This window comes from Butyrivibrio sp. NC3005 (genome assembly GCF_000424545.1).
Classification (GTDB): Bacteria; Bacillota; Clostridia; order Lachnospirales; family Lachnospiraceae; genus Butyrivibrio.
Window position 1 is genome coordinate 36,825 of sequence record NZ_AUKC01000004.1, and the last position, 26,943, is coordinate 63,767.

General features: G+C 35.6%; 27 protein-coding genes. 1 reads left to right on the forward strand and 26 read right to left on the reverse strand.

Translation table 11 applies throughout. The annotated features are described in order from the left end of the window. Positions 1-12: 12 nt before the first annotated feature. Both der and G634_RS0101105 read right to left on the reverse strand, forming a co-directional pair. Positions 13-1,365, reverse strand: a complete 1,353-nt coding sequence (der, locus tag G634_RS0101100; protein WP_026503739.1) for a ribosome biogenesis GTPase Der — start codon at positions 1,363-1,365, stop codon at positions 13-15. A 19-nt stretch (positions 1,366-1,384) separates the two neighbouring features. Beyond that, the gene (locus G634_RS0101105; protein ID WP_155830481.1) at positions 1,385-2,755 is read right to left on the reverse strand and encodes a DUF512 domain-containing protein; all 1,371 of its coding nucleotides are present in this window, start codon (positions 2,753-2,755) and stop codon (positions 1,385-1,387) included. Between the two features lie 198 nt (positions 2,756-2,953). On the opposite strand from G634_RS0101105, the gene G634_RS17510 reads away from it, so the two are divergent. Further along, on the forward strand, positions 2,954-4,153 hold the full coding sequence (locus G634_RS17510; RefSeq protein WP_035798468.1) for a ribose-phosphate pyrophosphokinase: 1,200 nt from the start codon (positions 2,954-2,956) through the stop codon (positions 4,151-4,153). 190 nt (positions 4,154-4,343) lie between these two features. Here G634_RS17510 and pgeF read toward each other — a convergent pair whose 3' ends face one another. The 24 genes from pgeF to rnc form a co-directional block, all read right to left on the reverse strand. Next, positions 4,344-5,285 carry a peptidoglycan editing factor PgeF gene (pgeF, locus tag G634_RS0101115; protein WP_026503741.1) on the reverse strand — a complete coding sequence of 314 codons (942 nt, stop codon included), beginning with the start codon at positions 5,283-5,285 and terminating at the stop codon, positions 4,344-4,346. Between the two features lie 10 nt (positions 5,286-5,295). After that, positions 5,296-5,901, reverse strand: coding sequence for a 5'-deoxynucleotidase (yfbR, locus tag G634_RS0101120; protein ID WP_026503742.1), 606 nt, complete (start codon positions 5,899-5,901; stop codon positions 5,296-5,298). A gap of 87 nt (positions 5,902-5,988) precedes the next feature. Beyond that, a complete protein-coding gene (locus tag G634_RS0101125) occupies positions 5,989-6,360 on the reverse strand; it encodes a YraN family protein (RefSeq protein WP_026503743.1) in 372 nt (123 codons plus the stop codon). Next, positions 6,357-6,677 (reverse strand): EscU/YscU/HrcU family type III secretion system export apparatus switch protein, encoded by a 321-nt coding sequence (locus G634_RS0101130; protein WP_026503744.1) that lies wholly within the window; start codon positions 6,675-6,677, stop codon positions 6,357-6,359. The genes G634_RS0101125 and G634_RS0101130 overlap by 4 nt, the downstream gene beginning before the upstream one ends. A 15-nt stretch (positions 6,678-6,692) precedes the next feature. Further along, complete coding sequence (gene fliK, locus G634_RS0101135; RefSeq protein ID WP_026503745.1) at positions 6,693-8,705, reverse strand: flagellar hook-length control protein FliK; 2,013 nt, start codon at positions 8,703-8,705, stop codon at positions 6,693-6,695. 30 nt (positions 8,706-8,735) lie between these two features. Continuing rightward, positions 8,736-9,500: a ribonuclease HII gene (locus G634_RS0101140; RefSeq protein ID WP_035798472.1), complete on the reverse strand. Its 765-nt coding sequence runs from the start codon at positions 9,498-9,500 to the stop codon at positions 8,736-8,738. A 17-nt stretch (positions 9,501-9,517) separates the two neighbouring features. Beyond that, complete coding sequence (gene lepB, locus G634_RS0101145) at positions 9,518-10,114, reverse strand: signal peptidase I (protein ID WP_051233607.1); 597 nt, start codon at positions 10,112-10,114, stop codon at positions 9,518-9,520. A gap of 40 nt (positions 10,115-10,154) precedes the next feature. After that, positions 10,155-11,033, reverse strand: coding sequence for a ribosome biogenesis GTPase YlqF (gene ylqF, locus G634_RS0101150; RefSeq protein ID WP_026503748.1), 879 nt, complete (start codon positions 11,031-11,033; stop codon positions 10,155-10,157). A gap of 20 nt (positions 11,034-11,053) precedes the next feature. Further along, complete coding sequence (lepB, locus tag G634_RS0101155; protein WP_242826742.1) at positions 11,054-11,686, reverse strand: signal peptidase I; 633 nt, start codon at positions 11,684-11,686, stop codon at positions 11,054-11,056. 253 nt (positions 11,687-11,939) lie between these two features. Next, the gene (gene rplS / locus G634_RS0101160; protein WP_026503750.1) at positions 11,940-12,284 is read right to left on the reverse strand and encodes a 50S ribosomal protein L19; all 345 of its coding nucleotides are present in this window, start codon (positions 12,282-12,284) and stop codon (positions 11,940-11,942) included. Between the two features lie 127 nt (positions 12,285-12,411). After that, positions 12,412-13,185: a uridine phosphorylase gene (gene udp, locus G634_RS0101165; RefSeq protein WP_026503751.1), complete on the reverse strand. Its 774-nt coding sequence runs from the start codon at positions 13,183-13,185 to the stop codon at positions 12,412-12,414. A gap of 34 nt (positions 13,186-13,219) precedes the next feature. Then, positions 13,220-13,741 carry a ribosome maturation factor RimM gene (rimM, locus tag G634_RS0101170; RefSeq protein ID WP_330364723.1) on the reverse strand — a complete coding sequence of 174 codons (522 nt, stop codon included), beginning with the start codon at positions 13,739-13,741 and terminating at the stop codon, positions 13,220-13,222. Beyond that, positions 13,728-14,516, reverse strand: a complete 789-nt coding sequence (gene trmD, locus G634_RS17515; protein ID WP_051233608.1) for a tRNA (guanosine(37)-N1)-methyltransferase TrmD — start codon at positions 14,514-14,516, stop codon at positions 13,728-13,730. The genes rimM and trmD overlap by 14 nt, the downstream gene beginning before the upstream one ends. A 125-nt stretch (positions 14,517-14,641) precedes the next feature. Continuing rightward, positions 14,642-14,869 (reverse strand): KH domain-containing protein, encoded by a 228-nt coding sequence (locus G634_RS0101180; RefSeq protein ID WP_026503753.1) that lies wholly within the window; start codon positions 14,867-14,869, stop codon positions 14,642-14,644. A gap of 73 nt (positions 14,870-14,942) precedes the next feature. After that, on the reverse strand, positions 14,943-15,191 hold the full coding sequence (gene rpsP, locus G634_RS0101185) for a 30S ribosomal protein S16 (protein ID WP_026503754.1): 249 nt from the start codon (positions 15,189-15,191) through the stop codon (positions 14,943-14,945). A 91-nt stretch (positions 15,192-15,282) separates the two neighbouring features. Beyond that, positions 15,283-16,662, reverse strand: a complete 1,380-nt coding sequence (gene ffh / locus G634_RS0101190; RefSeq protein WP_026503755.1) for a signal recognition particle protein — start codon at positions 16,660-16,662, stop codon at positions 15,283-15,285. Between the two features lie 24 nt (positions 16,663-16,686). Further along, on the reverse strand, positions 16,687-17,043 hold the full coding sequence (gene ylxM, locus G634_RS0101195; protein WP_035798474.1) for a YlxM family DNA-binding protein: 357 nt from the start codon (positions 17,041-17,043) through the stop codon (positions 16,687-16,689). A 239-nt stretch (positions 17,044-17,282) separates the two neighbouring features. After that, positions 17,283-18,224 carry an AraC family transcriptional regulator gene (locus G634_RS17520; RefSeq protein WP_051233609.1) on the reverse strand — a complete coding sequence of 314 codons (942 nt, stop codon included), beginning with the start codon at positions 18,222-18,224 and terminating at the stop codon, positions 17,283-17,285. 107 nt (positions 18,225-18,331) lie between these two features. Beyond that, positions 18,332-19,411 (reverse strand): glycoside hydrolase family 25 protein, encoded by a 1,080-nt coding sequence (locus G634_RS19990; RefSeq protein WP_051233610.1) that lies wholly within the window; start codon positions 19,409-19,411, stop codon positions 18,332-18,334. Continuing rightward, a complete protein-coding gene (locus G634_RS0101215) occupies positions 19,411-20,286 on the reverse strand; it encodes a YitT family protein (RefSeq protein WP_026503757.1) in 876 nt (291 codons plus the stop codon). The genes G634_RS19990 and G634_RS0101215 overlap by 1 nt, the downstream gene beginning before the upstream one ends. Before the next feature lie 25 nt (positions 20,287-20,311). Beyond that, entirely contained in the window at positions 20,312-21,538 is a 1,227-nt protein-coding gene (gene ilvA, locus G634_RS0101220; protein ID WP_026503758.1) for a threonine ammonia-lyase, read from the reverse strand. A gap of 64 nt (positions 21,539-21,602) precedes the next feature. Continuing rightward, a complete protein-coding gene (gene ftsY, locus G634_RS0101225) occupies positions 21,603-22,502 on the reverse strand; it encodes a signal recognition particle-docking protein FtsY (RefSeq protein WP_207637777.1) in 900 nt (299 codons plus the stop codon). Positions 22,503-22,555: 53 nt separating this feature from the next. Beyond that, positions 22,556-26,113, reverse strand: coding sequence for a chromosome segregation protein SMC (smc, locus tag G634_RS0101230; protein ID WP_026503760.1), 3,558 nt, complete (start codon positions 26,111-26,113; stop codon positions 22,556-22,558). An 82-nt stretch (positions 26,114-26,195) separates the two neighbouring features. Then, complete coding sequence (rnc, locus tag G634_RS0101235) at positions 26,196-26,900, reverse strand: ribonuclease III (RefSeq protein WP_026503761.1); 705 nt, start codon at positions 26,898-26,900, stop codon at positions 26,196-26,198. Positions 26,901-26,943: the final 43 nt, after the last annotated feature.

Consider the following 26,943-nt stretch of genomic DNA (forward strand, 5'->3'; position numbering starts at 1 on the left):
TTATAATTGTTATTATTTATTAGTGCCTTTTATTGAATTATCGCCTTTTCTCTCTCTTACGATGAACCTAATCGGCGTACCTGCAAATCCAAAGGCATCTCTAAGCTGATTCTCCAAGTATCTAAGATAAGAAAAATGAAGAAGCTTCTTTTCATTAACAAATACAACAAAGGTTGGTGGTTTTACAGAAACCTGTGTCATATAGAAAACTTTCAGCATACGTCCCTTATCTGTTGGCGGCTGCTGCATAACAAGAGCACGCATGAGTACTTCATTAAGTACACCTGTTGCGACTCTAAGACAATGGTTCTGATAAACCGCATCGATAAGTTCATACAACTTTGTAAGTCTTTGACCTGTCTTTGCGGAAATAAAAATAATAGCACAATAAGGCATGAAAGAAAGTGTATTTCTAACCTTTTTTGTGAACTCCTGCACTGACTTATTATCTTTTTCAATCAAGTCCCACTTATTGACAGCTACAATTACAGCTTTACCGTTTTCATGTGCTATTCCTGCAATCTTGGCATCCTGTTCTGTTACGCCTTCATCGGCATTTATTACAATTACACACACATCAGCTCTTTCAACAGCTCCGACAGTTCTAACAATCATAAAGTGTTCAAGTTCTTCTTTAATCTTATTCTGTCTTCTGATTCCTGCGGTATCAATAAAGGTGTATTCCTGTCCATTGTATGCAATCTTGGTGTCAATAGCATCTCTTGTTGTACCTGCTATATCTGATACAATCAGTCTGTTCTTTCCAATCAATCTATTAATAATACTGGATTTTCCAACGTTTGGTTTTCCAATTACAGCAACTTTTATAGAGTCATCATCTTCATCTGTGTCATCTTTTTCATCTGGAAAATACTTAACAACTTCTTCAAGAAGATCACCTATTCCCTGACTGTTAACAGCTGAAATCGGTACTGGATCGCCAATTCCGAGGTTATAGAATTCATAAATATCCATTTCGTCTCGTTTAAAGTTATCAACCTTATTTACAGTAAGAACAACTGGTTTACCACTCTTTCTGAGCATATCAGCAACCTGAGAATCTGCATCTGTAACACCTGTTTTCAAGTCACATAAAAATATAATTACATCTGCGGTATCAATCGCTATCTGAGCCTGTTCTCTCATCTGCGAAAGAATAATATCTTTCGAATCTGGTTCAATTCCGCCTGTATCAATAACTGTAAATGTTCTTCCTAGCCATTCAACATCCTGATAAATTCTATCTCTTGTTACACCTGGGGTGTCTTTAACAATGGAAATACGCTTTCCTGCAAGCGCATTAAATAGGGAAGATTTTCCCACATTAGGTCTGCCCACAACGGCAACTATCTGCTTTCTACTCATTATTACTCCTTGTACTACTTCATTCAATTTCGGAAAGTCTAAATAGTTTATCCACAAGGTCATCTCCCTCGCAGCTAACTATTTCTATTGGAACGCCCAGTGCTTCTTCAATTTGAGGCACTGTTACATCATCAAGCAAATAATTTTCTCCGGCTCTGAGAACATTCATAGGCAAAAACAGACTTTTCCCAAGGTCTTTGCCCTTTAACTGTTCGATAATGTCTTGACCGGTCAATAGTCCGGTTACAGTTATACGTTCTCCAAAAAAATTATTTACAATACCATGCACGTCAACTTTAAGTCCTTTGCAGAAATTCTGCGCTTCTTCCATAATTTGGCAAATATATGGATAAATAAGTCTTCCAGTGGCAATGGAATAATGATACTCAAAGTTATTCAAATAATCAAATATTTTTTTATCTTTTTGAGCTTTTTGTTTCAAATGTTCCAATGACTCATGAAAATCATCCAAAAGAAGGCGCACCATACCTACTCCGTTTTCAAGCTGTCCATAGCCATCATACATAGAAGCCTCAGGAATTGGTAAGTCACCAATCATAAACCATTCATCACTTGCGTGAACAAAATGATCACCATATTCTTTTAAACTCTTCTCCTGCCAATAACTTAGTTCTTTAACAACGTCTCTTGCATCCTCTTTTTCAAAAGGTTCAAGAGGATAAAGTCCCTCTCTAAATTTGGATAACCCAACAGGTACAACTGAAACACTCTGCAGATTAGGTCTGCACTTATACAAATCAGAAAGACTTCTATGAAGTTCTTCTTTGTCATTAACATTTTTACATAAAACAATCTGTGCATTGAGCTTAATTCCATACTCAGGATCACAAAGTCTCTTGAATTTCTCCAAAGCAGCGCCTGCAAACCGATTGTTCAGCATCATGTTACGAAGTTCAGGATTTGTCGTCTGAATGGAAACATTAATAGGTGAAAGATGATATTTCAATATTCTATCAACATCATCATCAGACATATTGGTAAGTGTCACATAATTTCCCTGTAAAAAAGACAACCGAGAATCATCGTCTTTAAAATATAATGTTTCTCTCATTCCCTTAGGCATCTGATCTATAAAGCAAAAGATGCACTTGTTATGGCAGGAACGATAACTATCCATAAGACCATTATCAAAAACAATTCCTAGGTCTTCATCTTCATCTTTCTCAACTTCCAAAAGCCACGGTTCACCATCAGGCTTTTCTATTAAAATATTACATTCTTCATTTTCAGTAAGATATTGATAATCAAAAATATCTTTAATTTCCTGATCATTTATTGCAAGAAGATAGTCCATTGGCTCAATACCAATTTCTTCAGCAATACTTCCAGGTATAATTTCTTTTATTAAATGTCCTTTTCTTTTATCCATAAAAATCCTTATTATAATATGCATTCAAAGGTAAAATAATTATTTTTACATTCGAACAGTAATTACACATACAAAGTTATTTTAACACGAATAATCTTGACGTGCCACCTATCAAATGATAAAACATAATAAGCATATGTTTTGCATGCAAATTATAATGTAACAACAAATATCATTTTCATGATTGGAGAATTAAAAATGCCTGATTTCCGCAAACTTGAGGCTTCAATTCCTGTTGCCCCTTTATCACTTATCGCTTTAGATTCAGCTGCTGATCTTGGTAAAGCTGTTAATCGTCACCTTGTTGACTTTCGTCATAATCTTCATCAAGCTCCTGCTAATGATCCTGCTTTCAAAGGATACTGCGAAGATTCATATTTAACAGATGTCTGCATTGAACGTTTTGGTAGCGGCGAAGGAAAAGCAATGTTCAAAGAAACCTGTCGTGGAAAAGATGCATTTATTCTTTTGGATGTTGTCAATTACAATTGTCCTTATAAAATGAATGGTTTTATAAACTATAAATCTCCTGATGATCACTACCAGGACTTAAAGCGTGTAATTGCCGCAATAAATGGTAAGGCAAAAAGATTAAACGTTATCATGCCTTTCCTCTATGTAGGACGTCAGCATCGTCGTACACAAAGAGAATCCCTTGATGCCGCTGTTATGTTTCATGAACTTAGCGAAATGGGTGTATCAAATTTCATTACTTTTGACGCTCATGATCCGAGAATTTCAAATTCAGCTCCTTTAACCGGATTTGATAATTTCATGGCAACCTATCAGTTTATGAAGGAACTTCTTTGCAACATCGATGACCTTATTGTGGATAAGGAACATCTTATAGTTATAAGTCCTGATGAAGGAGCGCTCGACAGAGCTGTATACTTTGCAAATGTACTTGGTGCAGATACTGGTATGTTCTATAAAAGACGTGATTACTCTCATGTTGTTAACGGAACTAATCCTATCGTTGCTCATGAGTTCCTTGGCTCTGATATCAAGGGAAAAGATGTTATTATCGTTGATGATATGATTTCCTCTGGTGCTTCTATGATTGATACCAGCCGTCAGCTCAAAGCCATGGGTGCCAAACGTGTATTCATTGCCTGTACTTTTGGTTTATTCACAGATGGAATGGATAAATTTGATGAAGCATATGACAGAAGAGAATTTGACTACATTATTTCTACTAACCTTACTTATCAGAATCCTGAATTTGTAAAGAGACCTTATTACCTTGTAGCTGACATGAGCAAATTCATTGCTACTATTATTGATTTCTTTAACCACGATTCTTCAACAGTCAATATATTAACTCCTACATCTAAGATTCGTGAGATTGTTAAAAAATACAATGAAGGTGATCATACACTTACAGAACTAAGAGGATAATTAATTTTCGAAATTCAAAAAACGTTCCTTAAAGCCTATTGGTTTTAAAGAACGTTTTTTATTTTAGGATAATCATCAGCAAGAATCCTGCTTCGCAGGACAAAATTTGTCTTAACGACAAATTTTGGTCTGGTACGGTTACCTGTTTTCCTGATGAAAACAATAACCTATAGTATAACAATACCAATAATTATTTTAAAGCAATAAAAGCAGCAAGATTTCCTCGTTTATCTCCCATTACTCTATGAGAAAACAATAAATCAGAATTGCACTTTGTGCAAATATCTGTTGTAAAAATATTTTCTTTTGAAACGCCAGCTTCTATTAAAGTTTTTTCAATAGCCGCCCACAGGTTTAATTGAAATTTTCCATCCGACTTTTTCCATAAAATCTGATGCTTTCTACCACCCTTTTCCAAAGAAATACCTTGTTCGCATTGATATATTTTATTACAATCACACACTTGATCCTCTGAAAGCATTTCATTAGAATAGGTTAACCCAAATTCCTCTATAAATCTATCAGCAACGTCCACACTAACTTCATAACAATCTGCACAAATGGACGGGCCTATTGCACATAATAAATCTTTAGGATTAGTACCAAATTCCTGAACCATAGCCAGGACAGTTTTAGCTCCTATCCTTGAAACAGTCCCCTTCCATCCCGAATGTGATAAACCAATTGCTTTATTAACCGGATCAACAAAATAAACAGGTGGACAATCAGCATGAAAAGTAACAAGTATAACATCTTTTAGATTAGTTATAAGACCATCAACATCTACATAATCACGCAACTTACATACACCTTTTCCTCTGTCATCTTCTGTTACACGTCTAACATTTGCAGTATGCGTCTGATAAGTAGTCACAAAATTATCTAAGCTGCCTTTGTATCCGAAAATTTTTGACATGATTCGATAATTTTCATCTACGTTTTCTTTTATATCTCCTCTAGTATATGAAAAATTAGCTTCTCCAAAACATCCTTTAGATGCTCCTCCCATTCTAGTACTAAACGCAGTTTTAACAATATTAGTCTCATCCAGCATTGGAAACGAAAGATAAGTCATTTGATATTCTGTTTTTTCTTCAAGAATCCTCTTATTTGTTTTTCTGTTAAAATCCATCTCTTGTTCCTCAATCGCTAAGTTCATCCAGAGTACGTCCGTAAGACGGCAAAAATTCATTAACAAAATCTAGCACTTCAGGATATTTTGCCTGTAATTCATTAATTGATTTTTGAGTAGTCTCTTTCGCTGTTCTGAACTCTGTATTTCCACTTCTTTCTTCTTCAATGCATTTGATTAAAGCTGATATTTTATCTGCTGCCTTAACCAACTGACGAAGGTAATCATCTTCTACTGAATTAGATGGATGATAAATCTGTTCATAAGTCGGTCTTAAATCCTCTGGAAGTCTTTCAAGAAGCTTTTCCTCTGCAATTTTTTCGACTTCTTTATATGCACTCTGTATGGTTTCATTATAATACTTAACTGGGGTAGGCATATCGCCTGTTATTATTTCTGTAGTATCGTGATAAAGACCTATCATTGCTGCTCTATCTGCATCTAAATTCCTTCCATATCTAACATTCCCTATTGTACAAAGAACATGAGCAATCATCGCCACCTCACAAGAATGTTCTGAAAGATTTTCGGGACGAGAATTTCTCATAAGTGCCCATCTCTCAATATATTTCATTCTTGAAACAGTTGCAAAAAATGTATGTGTACCTTTTAACATAAATAACACCCGTTACTAATTACAGCTTTTCTTCTGTACCTGGCAACAAATCCTTTCTAAACAGTAATTTAATTCTATATAATTATATCATCTTGCATAATCAAATGCATTTTTTATCCACTGTATCTGCGTTTTTCCTGTCGCAGAATTTACATCAAGAGCTATAACATCGAACCTTATAGGTGCGAAATCTCCTAGCCCCCGCTTCATTCTATAAAAATCACAACCTCTGCATATCTTTTTTTGTTTGGGATAATTTACAGCTTCGCTTGCCATTCCAAATGCAGATAACGATCGATATTTTACTTCAATAAATACAAAATACTCACCATCTTTGGCTATTATATCTATTTCCCCACCTTTAAAACGAAAATTACGCTCTAAAATGATACATTTATGCTTCTCTAAATAATTGCATGCGAGGTCTTCACCTCGCATGCCAATTTCATGTTTATTCATTTAAAACTATTACCTTTATCTTTTGCCTTGATTTTATCCATTGCATCAACAAAAACAAGTATTTCTGCAACAACTTCATATAATTCTGGTGGAATTGCTTCTCCTATGTCAAGCCTTGATAATGTATCAGCAAGCTTTCCATCAGAATGAAGAGGAATATTATTCTCTTTAGCCTCTTCTATTATTTTATCTGCAAGATAACCTTTTCCTGAAGCTATAACTTTTGGTGCATTGTCGTTATTAGGATCGTATCCTAGAGCAACTGCAGTCTTTATCTTTTCTTTTTTATTATTACTGTTCTTATAATACTCTGACATATCATCTACCTATCCTTATGCTCTTGCATCAAATGATGTCTGCGAAATTATACTAATTCGCTCGCTTTTTCTAAGAATTTCATCAACAGGAGCATCTAAAGATGCATCCTGACCACTCTGTAACACTTCACATTTCATAGAATAGCCACGTTTTTCAAGTCTTTCTGACAAAATACTTATGTGCTTTTCAATCAAATCTATACAAGATGCATCAGCCATGTAGAAATTCGTTGTTACTTTTTGTCCTTTCAATTTTACATAAATATCTGTAGGTCCTAAATTCGCCATATCCAGATGAAGTAATGCACTCACGCTTCCATCATAAGATGCCATATGTTTCTTGTTTGAATAAACATACAAATCGCCATGTGCCTCGTTTCCAGCCATTTTCAGCGGAAGCTGAATATAATTTGCCATCTGCTGCATTTGATTCATAAAATCAAGATTCTGAGACATATTCTGAGAGCTTTGAAAAGCACTGCTTTTATCACCTACCGTATTTTCTAACAATGAAGTTAACTGCTTAGACTGCTCGTTTAACCTTCTATATAAATCTTCTACATTTTTCTTTTCAGATACATCCTGGGGCTGTAATAACCACTGCGCAACTATAGTTTCCTTCAAAAGATCTGTGAAGCCTTTTGATGAAAAAAGCTGACTCCATCCTCTATCTATTTGTGCAGAAGTATGGGCACTTTGTTCATAAAGATTAAGTAGTTCTTTCATAAGTCTTACTGGTTCTGCCTGCATATCTCCAGTATAAAACCTGCTTATATCGCGAGAAGATATCCCAATATCCTTTAATCCTTTCACAATATCCTGCATATTAGGAGAAAGCGAATTATATGTAGCATTAGAATCAATGTTCGAATCCACTTTGACCACATTTTCAGTCCCTATTCCAGAAATAACTCTGTTAACTGTTTCAACATTTTGCTGTTGTTCTATAGCATTTGCTTCAACAGTGTTTTGACCATCAGCATTTTGCTGTGCTAGTTTAGCTTCATTTATCTGTTCTCTGAGACCTTCTTCCGCATTCACACCAGAGTAGTTTTGAATTGTTTCTGGCATTACTCCCATATCATTTGCAGCTTCTGTTATTGCATTTGAAAAAGAAGAAGACATATTATTTAAAGCTGCATTATCGGAATTATCCTGGCTACTTTCCATAAACTGCTGCAAACTATTATTTTCAGATTGACTTGTATGATGAACCTGTGGTGTTATGTCAAAATTCAAAAGGCCACTCTGATTACCACCTTCGCCTGCTGAGGATGAAACAACACTATTTAAAGGGGCTTGCCCTTTGGCTGTTATATCAGCTGTAAAGAGCTTCATCAAATCTCCATACAAATCTAATGCTTTAGTTTGCTGACCTTGAGCACTCATATCTGCAAAAGCTTGAGGAAGTTCCTCCATAATAGCTTTTGCACCTGCAACTAACTGATGCTCATAATTCATATAATTTTGGAATTGACTAATATTACCATCCGTAACAGGAATTTCCATATTTTTAAGCTGTACTAACATTCCGATGTTCTTACCCGGATTGTCATTTACAATCTGGCTCATTTGAGTTAGATTGTCTTTATCAATGCCAATTCCATTACGCATCATCTCTGTAACCATCTGCTTCATATCATCAGATGGATAAATATTTGCCTCATTAAGCGCTTTAACTGCTGTTTGATTAAGCGCTGCCGTATTTTCATATAATGGATTTAATGTTAATGTACCTGAGTCAGTACTTCGAACTTGAAAAGAAATATTTTGACCTTGCGATAATTGCATCCCATTATCCAAACGAGCACTTATATTCCTACCGCTAATATCAATTTCAGCCGTTCTCTGACCATCCGGCTGCATCGAAATAGAAACTACTTTTCCACTAATAGTATCTCCTGCATGAAAAGAGCGCAGAGTGTCTTTATCTGCATTAGAAACACTCTGCTGCTCAACTTGACGATTATTTTGAATCTGTACTTGCCTTTGGTACGGATCTTGTGAAATTCCAATCGAACCAGCCATATTCACACCTATTTTTTATAAAATGAACTGTCACTTTATAAAATTACCTATAAATGATCTACGATGGATTTCGCATGGGCCATATTTTTTTAATGCTGCAATGTGTTGTGCACTTCCATATCCTTTATTGCTAGCAAAGCCATACTCAGGATATTTTGCATCCATTTCGACCATATACCTGTCTCTAACCACCTTGGCTACTATGCTCGCAGCTGCTATAGATGCACTAAGAGTATCACCTTTTATAACAGAAACCTGCTCGTAGCTCTCAAGCTGAGGAACATGCACTGCATCAAGAAGTAAAATATCTGGTTTCACAGTAAGCTTCGAAACTGCTTCTTCCATTGCTTCATAATCTGCCTCTAAAATATTGATCTCATCAATTCTTTCAGGACTCCTAAAGCAAACAGAAACAGAAATCGCTTTATCCATTATAATGTCATATAGTTCCTCTCTCTTTTTTTCGGATAATTGTTTCGAATCATTGAGATATAATATTTCTTCATCTCTTGGTAAAATGACTGCGCCAGCGCATACCGGTCCAGCTAAAGGACCACGCCCAACCTCATCTATACCACACAAATATCCGCTCGGGCAAACCTTATTGTCATATTCTCGCATAATTTTTACGCGTTTTTTTTCTTTTTCAAGAGCAAGAAGCTTATTTTTAGCAGAATTAACTATCTGTTTAACTCCAGCCCTTTCGTCAGCTTCAAATTCTGCAATAAAAAGAGGAAGTTCATCTATTGTCTTATTTTTATATAAAGATTTAATATTAGCTATTGATTCACTCATTAATTGGTCATTCCTTATTATTTAAGCTTTCCAAAAGTATCAAAAGGGTAGATTCTGAAAACAGCTTTTCCTACAAGTTCATCTCTTTTTATCTTACCGACGTCAGTAAATCTTGAATCTAATGAATCATTACGATTATCACCTAAGACAAAATACTCATCTTCACCTAATACAATAGGATTTATAGCATTTCCTGGATTCTGAATTGTTTCTTTTCCAAAATGTTCATCAAGAACTTCACCATTTATGTAAATATTACCGTTAAAGTCAATCTGAACAGTTTCACCAGGCATACCTATAATTCTTTTTATAAAAAAAGTTTTCTCATTTGTTGCCTTATTGATATGCGGAAAAACAACAATATCAAAACGATTCGGAGTACCCAGTTCATAAGAAATCTTCGAAACAATAAGAGAATCTCTATCATGCAGGGTATTAAGCATTGATCTACCACTTACTTCTGTTTTCTGAGCAACAAAAGTTATAAATAAAAAAGTAAGAAGAATAACACCTGCCACATATAAAAGCCATGAGAAAAACTCTTTCACAGGATTCTCTCTGTTTGTATCTTCTTTTGTGTTCTCTAACATTTCTTTTTCCTGTAGTTCATTCATTCCGTCATCTCCCTTTTGAATGTTTTATATTACATTAAATTTACACTGGTCTTTCCAATGTAATACGTCCAAGTCTTCCAGATCGGAAATCATCCAAAAGTAAATCAGCAGCTCTTGTATAATCAACTCTATTTCCAGATAAAACAAGATTTCTATTCTTAGCTATACATGTAAGAATACCTGCATAACTACTTAAAAGCTGTTCACTCTCTACTTCTTCCTCGACCTGAGTATCACTAATATTATACTTCTTAAAGACTATATCTGCATAGCTTTTTTCAAGTGTACGAAGAAGATCAATTGCAAGCTCACCACTATCAATCTTTTCATCATTCATAGAACCAATCATAGCAAGATGAGCACCAACTTCTTCATCTTCAAATTTCGGCCACAAAATCCCCGGTGTATCTAATAACTGCAATGAAGATCCTAGCATTATCCACTGCTTTCCTTTGGTAACCCCAGGTTTATTACCGGTTTTAGCAGATGATTTTCCTGTAAGATGATTTATAAATGTAGATTTTCCAACATTAGGAATACCTGCAACCATAGCTCTAATCGGACGATTTTTTATTCCCCTTTGTCTATCTCTTTCAATCTTATCTGCACAAGCAAGAGTCATGCATTTTTTTACATCTTTCATGTTTTTTCCTGTACGTGAATCCATCTCCATAACAAGATAGCCTTGAGATTTATAAAAATCCGTCCATGCCTTATTCTGAACCGGATCAGATAAATCAGCCTTATTTAAAATTAAAAGTCTGGCTTTCCCCTTACCAAGTTCATCAATATCAGGATTTCTACTTGCAACTGGAATTCTTGCATCTATAACTTCAATAATCATATCAACAAGATTGATGTTCTCCTTCATCATTCGAACAGCTTTTGTCATATGACCAGGATACCATTGATAATTCATAATTCTCTCCATTCAATAAATCATTTTGTAGTTGTCAGGTAATTATTATGTATAAAACCTTTATTCTCAAAATTTCCACCATACACATACCATGCATTACCTATAATCATGCTTGCTTTGACAACTCCAACATTAGCACTTCTACTATCTTCTGAACTATTTCGACTATCTCCCAAGACAAAATATTCATCTTCCTTAAGTTTTATTGGTGATGATGCAATTCCAGCATCTTCCATTTTGTCAAATTCCTTTGCATCTTTTGTCTGTTCTACACCATTTACAAAAAGAATTCCGCCTTTTATCTGCACAGTTTCACCTGGGATAGCCACAACTCTTTTTATGTAATAATGAAGATTTGTATTGCCATTAGGCAGAAATGCAACCAAATCTCCCCTTGAAGTTCCTTTCAAATAACCATTTACGCGATTAATTAAAACTGTCTGACCATTATTTAAAGTTGGTTCCATAGAATTACCAACCACATTTACCGTTTTACCAAATGCAAAAGAAAACATGGCTGCAATTACAACAGCTATAATAGTATAAAAAATCCAAGAAAAAGCTTCTCTAACCATTTCTGGAGTAATTTTCTTCTTATCATCATCTATAAGATGATATTCCATCTTTCTATGCCTTCTATACTTACGTCTCATAATTAACTCTCCTTTAATAGCGTGTTATTTTTTATTATTGACTAGAGTTTCGTGAGAACAAACGTCAAATTGTAAACTGATCCAAGGCGAAGCCTTTTTAACTGTCCGGTTTGCGTAGTTTTTCGGAACACAGCGACAAAAACTTCACTATAAAAAATAATGGCAATTACAAAAGAACACAATATTTAAGTGTTCTATAGTAATTGCCATTTTCACTGAAAAAATAATGACAAATTTAAAAATGCGAGATAAATTATCTTGCTTCCTTAACCTTTGCCTTCTTACCTGTCAAACCAACAAGGTAGTTGAGCTTAGCACGTCTTACTCTACCTTTACGTACTACTTCAACCTTCTCAACGAGTGGAGAGTGCATAGGCCATGTCTTCTCAACTCCAACACCGTAAGCAATCTTACGAACTGTGAATGTAGCGCGGTTAGAACCACCCTGAATCTTCTTAACAGTTCCTTCGAAAACCTGTACACGTGTGTGGTCGCCTTCTACGATCTTACCATATACACGAACTGTATCACCTGTCTGGAACTGAGGTGCATTAGCATTAAGCTGCTCTTTCTCGATGTCTGCAATAATTGTGCTCATTTTAATTCTCCTTATAATTGGACGTTCTATAATGCCATGTATTCGCTCTAATAACACTAGAGACTAGCAACAGAGGACCGTCTGATTTTTGACAACATTGTAATAATATCATATTGTCTTATAATCGTCAATGTGTTTCTCTAATCATTATCTTAATAGCTTCAACAGCTGTTTCAATTGCTTTTCCAGTATCATGAACCTGTGGATTTGGAAGACCAAGTTTTGCTCTTTCCTGATTAGCAACTGTTAAAAGAACTGTTCCGCAATGAACTTTTAGTGTGCTTGCAACAGTAAACAACGCAGCTGATTCCATTTCGGAACCAAGCACACCACATCTCATCCATGCTTTCCACTTATTTTCCAATTCATAAAAAACTGGTTTCTTATCAGGCTCATGCTGTCCATAAAAAGAATCTTTACACTCTACTACACCTACATGATACGGAAATTCTTTAGCTTCTGCCGCATCTACTAATGCTTTAGTTATCTTAAAGTCAGCAACTGCCGGAAATTCAATAGGCGCATATTCTTTGCTGGTTCCTTCCATTCTAACAGCACCACTGGCAATAATAATATCTCCACCTAAGACATTTGTCTGCATACCACCACAAGTTCCAACTCTTATGAAATTCTTTGCTCCGCAATGAACAAGTTCTTCCATAGCAATCGCTGCAGATGGACCTCCAATACCAGTTGAAGTCACACTAACTTTTGTTCCCTCAAGCATTCCAGTATATGTTGTAAACTCCCTATTGCTAGCAACCATTTTTGCATCTGTAAAATATGAAGCAATCTTCTCACACCTACCAGGATCTCCAGGTAAAATTACATACTCACCGACCATGTCTGCGTTTGTATGAATGTGATATTCGATGCCAGCTCCTTCTGTGTAATCAACCATTTTTTCTCTCCAATCCTAATTTATAATGCGTTTTTCAGTCCATAAGACCTTTCATAACATGAATCTTCATGTAATTTTCTTCAATATTAGTTTCCAAAATGCATTGCTTTATAGCAGGAATCATTACATTATTTCCTTCATCAGCCCTTTCCATTTCATAAACATCATTGGCAGCCATTTGCAATACATTTACAAGTTTACCAAGCTTATTTCCATCTTCATCAATTATATCCATACCAAGAAGATCCTGTATAAAGTATCTGCCAGGCTCAAGTTTTACAGCATCCGCTCTTGGAATAGTGAGTTTATTACCTCTAAATCTCTCCACTTGATTTATATCGTCAAATTCTTTAAATTTAACAATAACAAACTTCTTAGAAAACTTTACTTTTTCAATATGAAGCTGTGTCGATTCACCACGTTCACTCTCCATTGTTACTTCTTTAAGTTTCTTAAAGCGCTGTGGATCATCAGTTGTAGGAAAAACATTAAGTTCTCCACCAATACCATGTGTAGAAGCTATTACTCCTACCTGAAATCTCTCAGTTATTGCCATTTTTATCTCCATTCTCATCTGCATGATGTTTTCTTCTACGCTTTTTAGGCGGCTTTACTGGATGTAATTTTATCCATTCCTCATACATATCAGGGCGACGTTCCTTCGTCCTTTCGATGGCTTTTTCAAGTCTCCATTCATCAACTTTCTTGTGATTTCCCGAAAGTAGTATCGGCGGAACTTTTCGTCCCATCCACTCTTCAGGTCTTGAATACTGAGGATATTCAAGAAGTCCATCATTAAATGACTCTGTCTCTGATGAGACATCATTATTCAAAACTCCTTTAACAAGTCTTGAGATACAATCTATCATAACCATAGCAGGAAGTTCACCACCAGTTAAAACATAATCCCCTATGGAAACATAATCAGTTACTATTTCTTCTAATACTCTTTCATCGACACCTTCATAATGTCCGCAAAGGAACACAAGGTCCTCTTCCTTTGCAAAATCTCTTGCCATCTGCTGATTGAAAACACGCCCTTGAGGTGTCACATATACTACTCTTGGTTTTTTCTTGTCAGAATGAGATTCCTCTATCTTTTTTTCAATTGCTTTATAACAATCATAAATAGGCTGTGCCTGCATAAGCATTCCAGCACCGCCACCATATGTATAATCATCTACTTTTTTATGTCGTAAATCGTTAGAATAATCTCTAATGTTTACAGCATCAAGTTGTATTAAGCCTTTATCAATAGCTCTGCCCATTATGCTATTATTAAGACCCTGATCTATCATTTCAGGAAATAAAGTCATTACATAAAAATTCATATATTTTGTCACTATCCTCTAAAAACTTAAATATCCCGCAGGTTTACCCTGCGGGATACAAGTTACTACTCATATGAATAATAACGTCTATGCATCAGCTCCCGGAAGCTGCGCGGATTGTACTTTTAAACAATCTCCACATCAACATGCTTATCTTCTCGTGTGGAAGCAGCTTTAACAACCGAACGAATCGCTTTAGCAATTCGTCCCTGTTTTCCAATTACTTTTCCCATATCGGAAGCAGCCACATGTAATTCAATCGTCACATTTCGGCCATCGTTTTCCTCAGTTACAACAACCTCTTCCGGATTATCGACTAAAGCCTTTGCGATTACTTCAACCAATTCTTTCATACTGATGTCCACCTCCGGCTAATTACCACAATCTCATGCACTAAATGTCATCTTGTGGCTATATGCTGACAAATTAGTTCTTATGAACACCAGCCTGTCTGAAGATCTTAGCAACAGTATCTGTAGGCTGAGCACCATTTGCAAGCCACTTCTGTGCCTTTTCAGCATCTACACGTGTTGTAGAAGGGTTAGTGTTTGGATCATATGTTCCGATTTCATCGATGAATCTTCCAGCGATAGGGAACTTAGAATCACTTACTACGATTCTGTAGAAAGGAGTCTTCTTCTTACCAATTCTCTTTAATCTAATCTTTACTGCCATTTTAAAATATCCTCCATAGATAAACTAAAAAATATAAAATTTTATGAAAATCAGTCATATTTGGCTGTTTCAAACATTAACAACTTTATAATCAAAAGAACTTATTATTTCCGCCAAACATTCGGCTCATATTCATGAGATTACCCATTCCGCCGCGTTTGCCTTTTTTCATTCCGCCCATCTGCTTCATAAGCTTTTGTGCTTGTTCAAAGTTTTTGATAAATCTGTTTACAACTGCAATATCATTACCTGAACCATCTGCAATACGCTTCTTTCTAGTAGGACTCATAAGCTTAGGATTTCTTCGCTCTTCAACAGTCATTGATAAAACAATTGCTTCCATTCTGGCAAGTTCTTTCTCGTCTGGAAGCTGGTCATCACTAATCTTATTCATACCTGGAAGCATTGATAATATACTTCCAAGACCACCAAGCTTTCGCATCTGTTTCATACTCTCAAGGTACATTTCAAAATCAAATTTACCCTTTTTAAGCCTTTGAGCCATTTCCTGACTCTGTTCTAAATCAACTTCCTGGTTAGCTTCCACAGCTTTATCAATAAGTGTAAGTACATCACCCATTCCAAGAATTCGATTAGCCATTCTATCGGGATAGAACTGTTCCAGATCAGAAAGTTTCTCACCCATGCCGACGAACAAAATAGGCTTACCAGTAACCTGCCTTGTAGAAAGTGCAGCACCACCTCTTGTATCGCCATCCATCTTGGATAAAACGATTCCGTCAACACCTACTTTGTCATTAAATTCAGAAGCAACGTTTACTGCTTCCTGACCGGTCATAGCATCAACTACCAAAAGAGTTTGATATACATCAACTTCCTTCTTAATCTGAACAAGCTCTTTCATCATAGCATCGTCAATCTGCAAGCGACCGGCTGTATCTATAATAACCACATTTTTGTGATTATTCTTAGCAAAATTTACACCATCTCTGGCAATTTCAACAGGTGACTTTTCTGTTCCCTCTTCAAAGAAATCAACAGTCATCTTCTGAGCATTTACACGTAACTGCTCTATAGCAGCCGGACGATAAACGTCACAAGCTACAAGCAACGGGAACTTACCCGCTTTTTTTAATTTACCTGCAATCTTTGCTGCTGTTGTAGTCTTACCAGCACCTTGAAGACCTGCCATCATAATAACGGTTACTTCATTTCCAGGTTTAAACTGAATCTGAGTGGTCTCTGAACCCATCAGCTTAATCATTTCTTCATTAACAATCTTAATAACCATTTGCCCAGGATTAAGACCATTCATTACATCTTCACCAATTGCTCTTTCCTGTACTGAAGAAACGAACTTTTTAACTACTTTAAAGCTTACATCTGCTTCAAGAAGTGCCATTTTAACTTCACGAAGTGCAAGCTTAACATCATCTTCTGTAAGCTTTCCCTTGCCTCGAAGTTTTTTAAATACGTTCTGAAGTTTATCTGATAAACTCTCAAATGCCATATATTCTGTCCTATAATTAATTTATTATCTAATCAACTGTTCCATAATACTGTCTGTAAGAGAAATAATCTTATCTTTTTCCTCAAAATCAGATTCTTCTTGCTGAATCAGTATTTGCTTTATCTCATTGGTACGGCTTCGAATTTCTTCAAATCTCGCAACCATATGCAATTTGTCTTCGTAGCCTTCCAAAATCTTAGTACACCTTTTTATAAGATCATGTACACCCTGTTTGCTGATTCCATACTCTTCAGCAATCTCGCTTAACGACATATCATTATAAACCAAGTCTTCATATACTTCTCTTTGGTGCTTAGTCAAAAGCTCCCCATAAAAGTCATATAAAAGTCCTTGTGCAACGATTTTCTCAACTTTTTCCATTAGTTCAACCTCGTGCACCTTTCCTAGTTGCAATGAAAACTCAACCCACGTTTGTTATATTACACGAGTTACAATCTGGTGTCAAGTATTTTTTCTTTACCCCCTACAAATATTGTTATAGGTTCTTGTTTTCATCAGGAAAATCAAGAACCGTACCAGACCAAAATTTGTCGTTAAGACAAATTTTGTCCTGCGAAGCAGGATTCTTGCTGATGATTATCCTAAATCTCAGCAAGAAGTCATACATAATTACCTTTTCTATCTAAAAAAACTCTTTCACAACTGTTTGCGCATTCATTTCCATATTCAGATGGAAGATGTCCTGTTTGTTTCTGAAATGCCTTGCAAAAAGAAGAATAATCTCTAAATCCCGATTCAAGTGAAGCTGTCATTGCTGGCATTCCAGATATAATCAAATCTCTTGCAAGAAGAATTCTTTTTTCCATTATATACTGATGGACACTATATCCTGTTTCATTTTTAAAAACACGCATCATATGATACTTACTTATATAAAACCTGTCTGCTATCTGATCAATTGATAAATCATTTCCAAGATTAGCACTTATGTAATCAATAATATCAATTACTTTTCGATTATATCTTGCTTTCTCCATAAAAGCATCCTTACATGAAACACACGCTTCATTAAGCATAATTAATAGTCTTGCTAATATAATCTTACTTTTTAAACTCTGTGCAAAAGGCTCTTTACACGAATTTTGGGAACTGTTTAAGCATTCTTCCAGCTCCTGGAAACATTTAAGAAGAAAAGCCGAAGTAGCCGCATCAAAATGAACAACATTTGTTTTCTTTAAAGCAGCTATTTCAAAACACTTTTTTAAAAGGTGTGTTTTTTTATCACCTCCGCCAAATTCTTCTATTTGGTCATATATTTCAGGTTTCAAATACAATATATATCTTTCGTATTTTGAACTATCTAATGCTTCAACACTGTGAATATTATTTTTGGGAACCAAAACAATATCATATGGTTTGAGATCATATTTACGACCTTCAATTGCATACGCGGCTTTTCCTTGCAAAAAAAACACAATTTTATCAAAATCATGATAATGCCAATCAGTCTGCACTTTTTTTGTCTCATTTATGTGGAAAAATTTGTAATCGCAATTAAGATAACCTTTCTGCTCATAAGGAAGAGACGGATTAAAATCCATAAATATTACCTAATACCTTTACACAACATAGCACCAGACCATTTTCGTAATAATCAAATAAGTCTGGTGCTTAATCACACTTTAATAATCAATTTTTATCTGATTTATTATTTCACCATGATATTCAAATCGACCTGTCCTTTGACACCATCAATTGTACCTTTAGAACTATACTGCCAATAAGTAAAATCATATGGAAAATACTGAGGCATATTATAATATGCAATCCATTTCTGAATACCTTCGAGTTCTTTCATATCAAGTATCAACGAAAAAGTCTCAATATTACCATAAATCATAGGTGTATATCCAGCTTTTGAAATAATATTACAGAATTTTTTTACAAGTTTAGTATAATCATCTTTACTCAAATCCTGAGTACGATAATCTTTAGAGTTTGGTCTTTCAACGTCAATAACAACAGGATACTTAATCTCATATGGCTCAATAGCATCAAGTACAAGTTCTGCTTCTTCTTTTATCTCAGCTTCATTTATTGCAGAAGAAAAAATATAAACTCCTACTGAAATCCCATTTTGTAAAGCTCCTTCTACGTTCTGCTTAAATTTCTCATCTTCAACAAGTTTTCCTGTAGATGTTCCACGATTTCCAACTCTTATAAAAGCATATGAAACCCCTTGTTTTGCTACACTTTCCCAATCAATATCTTCCTGAAATCTCGAAACATCAATTCCCAGAGTTCCTGACACCTTTTCACTATTTCCATGGTATTCAAGAATACCTTTATCATTTTTGGTAAAATCAGTTTCCTTAAAATTATTCATTTTAAGTGAAGAATCAATTGGAACAAAATAATATCTCCCATCTTTTTGAACTAAAATCTGTCCTTCGAACAAATTTCTCAAAACACTAGCAGTACTGTTTCCAGCTTCAAGTTTTGACTTTATATTACCAAGCACTTGTTGCCTGGCTTCTTTAGAAGCATTCTTTTTGGCCTCCTCCAACATCAAATCAACTTGATCTACTTTATAATATCCCTTCTCCTGAAGCATACCAAGTTGTTGCTGATATGCCTCATTCTGTTTGCGAAGAGATGCATTTCTAAGCAAAATTATAATGCAGAATGTAAGTGTCATTATAGCAATAAGACTCAAAAAAATAACTGAAATAATATTTTGGGTGGTAACAGCAACATGGAGAATACGATTTTTATTATTTTTTTTCATCAAATCTTATCCTCAAAATAGTTCTTGTAGCCTTCTCCAAAAATTTCTGACGCGCTGGTTATTATCATAAATGCATCTGGATCTTCCTGACGAACAATTTCCTCCGCAAGCGGAGAAATTCTTTTTTTCATTACACACATTATCACTTTTTTATCAGTTCTACTATAAGCTCCCTGACCATAGATATTAGTCACACCGACATCAAGTTCTTTCAAAAATCGCTCCGTTATAAGTTCATTTCTGTCAGAAATAATATACAAAAGCTTTGCTTCATCACGACCATAAAGAACAAAGTCCAAAACCCATCCTGTAACAAGAACCACTAATACAGAATAAAGAACTGCATTAGAGTCTCTCATTACTATTCCTGCAAAAAATATTATTATCAAATCCGTTATAAACAGCATCATGCCCGTTTTGATATGAGGATAGCGTATTCTAAGGAGTTTAATAATAATATCAGAACCTCCGCTTGTACTACCTGCCCTGAAAATAAGCCCGATTCCTGCTGCCATGAAAAATCCTCCAAAGGCCACAGCAAGCATCATATCAGTAACAAAATACTGCTGAAGATTGTGAGCAATAAAATCTGTAAAAACCGAAATTAGTCCGGTTGCGTAAAGAGTAGACACAATAAAGTGAAATCCGAATTTCCATGTACCTATTACAAGAACAGGTATGTTCAATATCATAAACCATTTACCTGTTCCAATATTTACAATACGATTTAGAACAATAGCAATACCTGTAAATCCCCCAGGCGCAAGGTTATTCGGATCGCTAAATACAGCGGTGCCAATGCCGTAGAGAAGGGCACCAACTGTAATAAGCGCATAGTTATATAAAAGCTTAGTTAATTTTTTTCTGGTTAACATTAAAGAGCTTTCCCAAACATATTACTTAAATCTGGGTTGTAACCAGCTTAGGACAATATCCTTTTTTCTCAAGAGCATCGATAATCTGAGCTTTGTGCTCAGTTCCATATGCTTCAAGAGTAATTCGCAGCTCTACAGCAGCATTGCGATTGATAGATACAAACTGGTTATGATCCAGTTTGATAACATTTCCGCCAATAGTAGCTATTATTTCAGCTACTCTGGCAAGTTCACCAGGCTTATCTGGCAAAAGAACAGAAACCGTAAAAATTCTGTCTCTCTTAATAAGACCCTGCTGAACGACAGAAGACATTGTAATTACATCCATATTTCCGCCAGAAAGCACACATACAATCTTCTTATCTTTACAACGAAGCTGCTTTAAAGCAGCAACTGTCAACAATCCAGAATTTTCAACAACCATTTTGTGATTTTCGACCATATCAAGAAATGCAACTACAAGATCCTCATCGTCAACCTTGATTATCTGGTCTATATTCTTCTGAATATATGGGAAAATATTATCTCCAGGAGTCTTTACTGCAGTACCATCAGCAATTGTATTAACCGATGGAAGTGTAACTACTTTGCCTTCTTTAATAGAAGCACTCATACAAGCTGCTCCACTTGGCTCAACACCTATAACTTTAATCTTGGGATTTAGCAACTTTGCCAGTGTACTTACACCGCTTGCAAGTCCGCCTCCTCCTATAGGAACAAGAATATAATCAACAGTAGGAAGTTCTTTTATAATTTCCATAGCAATACTTCCTTGACCTGTTGCAACATCCAAATCATTAAAAGGATGAACAAAAGTATATCCTTTTTCTTTGGCAAGTTTGAGTGCATGTTCGCATGCTTCATCATAAACATCACCATGAAGTACAACTTCAGCCCCAAGTGCCTTTGTACGGTTAACCTTGATAAGCGGAGTGGTAGTCGGCATTACAATTGTTGCATGAACGCCATATTGCTTTGCAGCATAAGCTACACCCTGTGCATGGTTACCAGCTGAAGCTGTAATAAGACCTTTTTTACGATCTTCTTCAGACATAGTACTGATTTTATAGTATGCACCTCTAACCTTGTATGCACCTGTACGCTGAAGATTTTCAGGCTTTAAATATACCTTATTTCCACTCTGATTACTGTAAAAGTCACTATAAACCAGCTTGGTTTTAAGCGTAACCTTATTTACCTGTTCACATGCCTCTTCAAATTTTTCTAACGTCATTTTCTTCTCTTCTGCCATAATTCAATGAACCTCTCATTACTATGCTTTACAGTGTTAAAACCTTACGTTCTGTTTTATCACATCAGTACTTTCCCGTCAATATATCGATAGGATCTTCCTCTTCTTTGTCAAAGAGAGCTTTTACAAATTCATCTGCATCAAAGCGCTGTAAATCATCAATTTGTTCACCTACTCCTATAAACTTAACTGGAATATTCAGTTCAGAACAAATTGCAACAGCAATACCACCTTTTGATGTACCGTCCATCTTGGTAAGAATAATACCTGTAAGATCTGCAACATCGTCAAATTCTTTTGCCTGTGACATAGCATTCTGACCAGTCGCAGCATCTAGTACAATAAGATTTTCTCTTCCATATTCAGGAAGCTGCTGATCAAGAATACGATTCATCTTTCTTAGCTCTTCCATAAGATTTTTCTTATTGTGAAGTCTGCCCGCAGTATCCACTATTAAAATATCTGTATCTTTTGCTTTTGCAGCATTGACAGAATCATAAATAACACTTGCAGGATCTGCTCCGATACTGCCTTTTATAATTGGAACATCCGCTCTTTTTGCCCACTCTTCAAGCTGCTCTGTTGCTGCTGCTCTATAAGTATCTGCAGCTGCAACCAAAACTTTTTTGCCTTTGTTTTTGAATATAGAAGCAAGTTTTCCAACAGATGTGGTCTTACCAACCCCATTAACACCTATGATAAAAAGAACAGTCTTTTTGTTCTCAAAATCATATGCATGCTCATCAGTATGCATCTCATTTCTAATACTTTCGATTAGAAGTTTACGACACTCTTCAGTAGACCTGACGTTTTGCTCCTTAACCATTGCCCGTAGGTTATCCATTACTCTGCTCGTAGCATTAACACCCATATCACCCATTATGAGCGTTTCCTCGAGATCTTCATAGAAATCTTCATCGATATCTGAATATCCGTTTATAACGTTATCCAGACCTTTTACCATATTGTCTCTTGTTTTTGTTAAGCCCTCACTGAGCTTCTTAAAAAATCCAGCCACTAATTTGTCAGCTCCTTATCAATTAAATTAACACTTACAAGTGCAGAAACACCTTTTTCCTGCATTGTAATACCATAAAGTCTATCTGCACTTTCCATTGTACCACGACGATGAGTTATTACAATAAACTGCGTGCTACTAAGTTTATGAAGATATTTCGCAAATCGAACTACATTATTTTCATCCAATGCGGCTTCAATTTCATCCAAAAGACAAAATGGAGACGGCTTAAGGTTCTGAATTGCAAACAAAAGTGCTATTGCAGTAAGTGCCTTTTCTCCACCAGACATCTGCATCATATTCTGAAGTTTCTTCCCTGGTGGCTCTGCAATAATCTTAATTCCTGCCTGAAGAATATCCTCTGATTCATCAAGTTCAAGTCTTCCATGACCACCACCAAACATTTCCTTGAATACTACATCAAACTGCTCGTTTATTTTACTAAACTGTTCTTTGAACTGAGCCCGCATGCTGTTATCCAAATCCAAAATAATAACCTTTAGCTGTTCTTCGGCAGTCACAAGATCATCGTGTTGTTCTTTCATAAAAGTATAACGCTCAGATACATTTTTATATTCCTCAATAGCATTAACATTTACATCGCCAAGTTTTTTGATATTATCCTTGAGCTTTTGAATTTCTTTTTTCATCCCCAACGCATCTGTCATATTATCATCACGCATCTGTCTTGCAGAAGAGAGAGTTATTTCATACTCTTCCCACATATAGTTAATAAGTCCCTCTATCTGATTGTCTATTTTTTCTTTCTGAGATGAAAGTCTATTAACTTCTTTATCCAGTGATGATTTTTGCTCTGCAAGCTTTTCTCTAACTTCAAAGAAACTCTTTTGTTTTCCGGATAATTCTTCACGAATTTTCTGCTTTTCTACCAGTAAAGACTTAGCTGTTGAAGAAGCTTCAAGAGAATTCTCCATAGTATTTCTTATTGACTCTATTTCTTTTTTCTTTTCAACCAACTCATCTTCACTCATCTTGATATGATTCAAAACCTCATCAAGATTTTTTTTCTGAGCATTTATTTCTTCATTTATTCTATCAATATTTTCTTTTTGGAATTCCTGTCGCTGGCTTATTTTTGTTTTTTCAAGTTCCCACTTGGAAACTTCGACTAATGCACTTTCTTCCTCAAGATGCAATTTTGTTATTTCTGTCTGTAAAGACTCTATCCTTGTCTGACAATTCTCCTCGGTTAATTCAGACTCTTTAAGGCTATTACAAGCCTGCTTTTCCTGAAGTTCAATCTCTGCAACCTTGTTCTGAATATCTTCATTTTCTGCTTTTAAATTTTCATAAGAAGTAGCTTCTTCTTTTTGACGTTCTTCTTCTTGATTTACATTTATACGTGCGGTATTCTGTTCAATAAACTTATCCTGAAGACTGCTTCTTGTTTTCTCCAAATCAATTCGAAGCTTTGTTCTTTCTTCACGAATCATTGTTATTTCTTTTTCAAAAAAAGCCGCTTTTGCAGATAACTCCTGCATATTCTTTTGAAGATCATCCATCTCTCGTCTTCGTCCAAGAAGATTAGAATTATTCTTGAAAGCACCACCACTGATAGCACCTCCTGGAACCAAAAGCTCTCCGTCCAAAGTAACCATTCTAATTGAATAATGGTACTTTTTTGCTATATCGGTTGCATTATCCATATTGTCAACCACCAAAACACGGCCCAAAAGATTTTTGGCAACAACTTTATATTCATCGCTTGTTTCAACAAGCGAATCTGCGAGACCAATTGCACCTTTCTCATTCAATGCACCAGCATTTTTAAACTCTGAGTTTTGTGAAAGTGAAGTTATTGGAAGAAAAGTTGCTCGTCCGCCCTTATTGTTCTTAAGAAATGTAATCATAGCTTTAGCTGTTGATTCATCTTTGGTAACAATATTCTGAATATTGCCACCAAGAGCTATTTCAATAGCAGTTTCGTACTTTTTCTCAGCTTTAATAATATCAGCGACAACACCTATAACTCCAGGACTTTTCTCCTTCTGCTCCATAACCTTTCTAACTGCGTTACCATAACCTTCATAACGCTCAGTAAGGTTTGCCAGTGCATTAAGCCTAGAACGAACCTCTGTTGCTCCATCTCTTGCCTTTCGCATCTGTTCGTCGTCTTTTAAAAGAAGTTCTCTAATTTCATCAAGTCTTTTTTCTTGAGTTTTCTGCGTCTGTGACAGAGTTATTATCTCTTCATTTATCCTGTCAAATATCTCTCTTAATGCAGTAAGTTTCTCTTCTTTTTGAGCTTCATCAGACCTGGCTCTTACCAGCCTGCTGGTAAGTTCAGCTTTTCTGATACCAATTTGTTCTTTCATCGTTTTCAAAGAACTTTGCCTTGACTTAATCGTTGCCCTAGAATTCAACGTCTGTAAAATAAGACTTTTATTTTCTTCAACTTCTGTTTCCAGTTTTTTCAACTTTTCCTGGATTTTTGCCAATTTATCGCCAGCATTTTTCTGATTGTTTTCAAACTCCAAAACCTCTTCATCAATGCTTTGCTTTGAGTTTAAAACTTTATTCTTTTCATTTTCTTTCTGACTGATTATCTCTTCGATACTTTTCTGACGTTCTTTGAAATGTTCTGCATTGCTTTCGGAAGACTTTATCTGCTCTTTTAAAATACCTATTTGTCCTTCGAGCTTCTCCTTCATGATACTGGAACTCGCCATCAAATCTCTGGCTTCTTCAATCTCTTTTTCAATCTTTTCGAGTTTTTCTTGAGCTTCGTCATAATCTATACGTGCCTTGTCATATTGATTGCTTGTATTGTTAAGATCATTTTCAGCAATAGAAAGTTTATCGCAAGCCTCATCCAAAAGCCCTTTTAAACGTTCATTATCAAGCAAAAAGATGTTAACATCTAAAAACTTCAAGCGCTCTTTGTCTTTTAAATATATCTTTGCTTTTTCAGACTGTTCTTCCAAAGGACCAATCTGTTTTTCAAGTTCTGATAAAATATCTTTTAATCTTGTAAGATTAATCTTCTCATCCTCAAGTTTCTTAATAGCTGCTTCTTTTCGCAACTTGAACTTTACAATTCCTGCAGCCTCATCAAAAAGATTTCTTCTATCTTCCGGTTTACTAGACAAAATCCTGTCAATCTGACCCTGTCCAATGATAGAGTATCCTTCTTTACCAATACCGGTATCATAAAACAGTTCATTTATATCTTTCAAACGACAAGAACTATTGTTTATCATATATTCAGATTCGCCGCTTCTATACAAACGTCTCGAAACTGTAACTTCTTCAAAATCTATGGGAAGAGCATGATCAGAATTATCAAGTGTTATCGCAACAAAAGCAAAGCCTAATGGCTTACGAAGCTGTGTTCCTGAGAAGATAACATCCTGCATAGAACCACCACGAAGCTGACGAGCGCTTTGTTCGCCAAGAACCCAGCGCACAGCATCAGCAACGTTGCTTTTTCCAGAACCATTAGGCCCTACAATACAAGTTATTCCATTGTGAAATTCAAATTTAATTCGATTTGCAAAAGATTTAAATCCATGAATTTCTATACTTTTAAGATACATATAAAAGAAATCCCCTCATTAAATTGGCAGAATGCGAAAAATACAGGCACTAACAAATAACTGTTCAGCCAAATTATCTGAATCATTTTTCTTTTGTTTTACCCGTCATCTGTAAAACTGCCTGATATGCAGCCTGCTGCTGTGCTGCTTTTTTGGTGTGTCCCTCACCCTCACCAAGTAATTTTCCGCCTACTATTACTCTTGCCTTAAATATTTTATCATGTTCAGGGCCGCTTTCGCCACAAATTTCATATTCAAGTGTATTACCTGCTTTAGACTGAACAAGTTCCTGCAATTTAGATTTTGCATCAACAAAAATCTGCTGATTTTCAAGATCATTAAGAATAAATTTATCTATATGCTTTTTGGCAGCTTCAATTCCACCATCAAGATAAATAGCTCCTATTACAGCCTCCATAACATCAGATATAATAGAATCTCTGTGACGACCACCTGTAGCTTCTTCACCTTTTCCAAGTTGGATATATTTTGCAAGCTCAATATCTTTTGCACAAAAAGCCAATGCCTGCTCACAAACCATAGAAGCACGCATTTTAGTCATCTCGCCTTCCTTTTTGTCAGAATATGTGTTGTAAAGATATGTACTAGATACCATTTCAAGCACAGAATCACCAAGAAACTCCAATCTCTCGTAATCTTTCTGAATATGCATCTTCTGTTCGTTTGCGAAAGAAGAATGTGTAAGAGCCATGCGAATCAAAGATCTATCCTTGAAATGATACCCGATACGTTCTTCTAATTCTTCAATTTCTTTATCGGTTGTCATGATGTTCCTCCATTCATATTGAAAACTTCTTGCTGAAAAAAGC

Bases quoted from the DNA above. Each gene is read 5' to 3' on its own strand.
- G634_RS0101180 (WP_026503753.1), bottom strand. From the start codon at position 14,869: ATGAAAGAATTGGTTGAAGTAATCGCAAAGGCTTTAGTCGATAATCCG.
- udp (WP_026503751.1), bottom strand. From the start codon at position 13,185: ATGGTTGATTACACAGAAGGAGCTGGCATCGAATATCACATTCATACA.
- trmD (WP_051233608.1), bottom strand. From the start codon at position 14,516: ATGAATTTTTATGTAATGACTTTATTTCCTGAAATGATAGATCAGGGT.
- rplS (WP_026503750.1), bottom strand. From the start codon at position 12,284: ATGAGCACAATTATTGCAGACATCGAGAAAGAGCAGCTTAATGCTAAT.
- G634_RS0101125 (WP_026503743.1), bottom strand. From the start codon at position 6,360: ATGAATAAACATGAAATTGGCATGCGAGGTGAAGACCTCGCATGCAAT.
- rpsP (WP_026503754.1), bottom strand. From the start codon at position 15,191: ATGGCAGTAAAGATTAGATTAAAGAGAATTGGTAAGAAGAAGACTCCT.
- G634_RS0101105 (WP_155830481.1), bottom strand. From the start codon at position 2,755: ATGGATAAAAGAAAAGGACATTTAATAAAAGAAATTATACCTGGAAGT.
- G634_RS0101215 (WP_026503757.1), bottom strand. From the start codon at position 20,286: ATGTTAACCAGAAAAAAATTAACTAAGCTTTTATATAACTATGCGCTT.
- ylxM (WP_035798474.1), bottom strand. From the start codon at position 17,043: ATGGAAAAAGTTGAGAAAATCGTTGCACAAGGACTTTTATATGACTTT.
- fliK (WP_026503745.1), bottom strand. From the start codon at position 8,705: ATGGCTGGTTCGATTGGAATTTCACAAGATCCGTACCAAAGGCAAGTA.
- smc (WP_026503760.1), bottom strand. From the start codon at position 26,113: ATGTATCTTAAAAGTATAGAAATTCATGGATTTAAATCTTTTGCAAAT.
- ilvA (WP_026503758.1), bottom strand. From the start codon at position 21,538: ATGGCAGAAGAGAAGAAAATGACGTTAGAAAAATTTGAAGAGGCATGT.
- G634_RS0101140 (WP_035798472.1), bottom strand. From the start codon at position 9,500: ATGAGTGAATCAATAGCTAATATTAAATCTTTATATAAAAATAAGACA.
- rimM (WP_330364723.1), bottom strand. From the start codon at position 13,741: ATGGCAATAACTGAGAGATTTCAGGTAGGAGTAATAGCTTCTACACAT.
- lepB (WP_242826742.1), bottom strand. From the start codon at position 11,686: ATGAGACGTAAGTATAGAAGGCATAGAAAGATGGAATATCATCTTATA.
- lepB (WP_051233607.1), bottom strand. From the start codon at position 10,114: ATGAATGAACTACAGGAAAAAGAAATGTTAGAGAACACAAAAGAAGAT.
- G634_RS17510 (WP_035798468.1), top strand. From the start codon at position 2,954: ATGCCTGATTTCCGCAAACTTGAGGCTTCAATTCCTGTTGCCCCTTTA.
- der (WP_026503739.1), bottom strand. From the start codon at position 1,365: ATGAGTAGAAAGCAGATAGTTGCCGTTGTGGGCAGACCTAATGTGGGA.
- pgeF (WP_026503741.1), bottom strand. From the start codon at position 5,285: ATGGATTTTAACAGAAAAACAAATAAGAGGATTCTTGAAGAAAAAACA.
- yfbR (WP_026503742.1), bottom strand. From the start codon at position 5,901: ATGTTAAAAGGTACACATACATTTTTTGCAACTGTTTCAAGAATGAAA.
- ffh (WP_026503755.1), bottom strand. From the start codon at position 16,662: ATGGCATTTGAGAGTTTATCAGATAAACTTCAGAACGTATTTAAAAAA.
- ftsY (WP_207637777.1), bottom strand. From the start codon at position 22,502: ATGGTAAAAGGTCTGGATAACGTTATAAACGGATATTCAGATATCGAT.
- ylqF (WP_026503748.1), bottom strand. From the start codon at position 11,033: ATGAATTATCAATGGTATCCTGGTCATATGACAAAAGCTGTTCGAATG.
- G634_RS19990 (WP_051233610.1), bottom strand. From the start codon at position 19,411: ATGAAAAAAAATAATAAAAATCGTATTCTCCATGTTGCTGTTACCACC.
- G634_RS17520 (WP_051233609.1), bottom strand. From the start codon at position 18,224: ATGGATTTTAATCCGTCTCTTCCTTATGAGCAGAAAGGTTATCTTAAT.
- G634_RS0101130 (WP_026503744.1), bottom strand. From the start codon at position 6,677: ATGTCAGAGTATTATAAGAACAGTAATAATAAAAAAGAAAAGATAAAG.
- rnc (WP_026503761.1), bottom strand. From the start codon at position 26,900: ATGACAACCGATAAAGAAATTGAAGAATTAGAAGAACGTATCGGGTAT.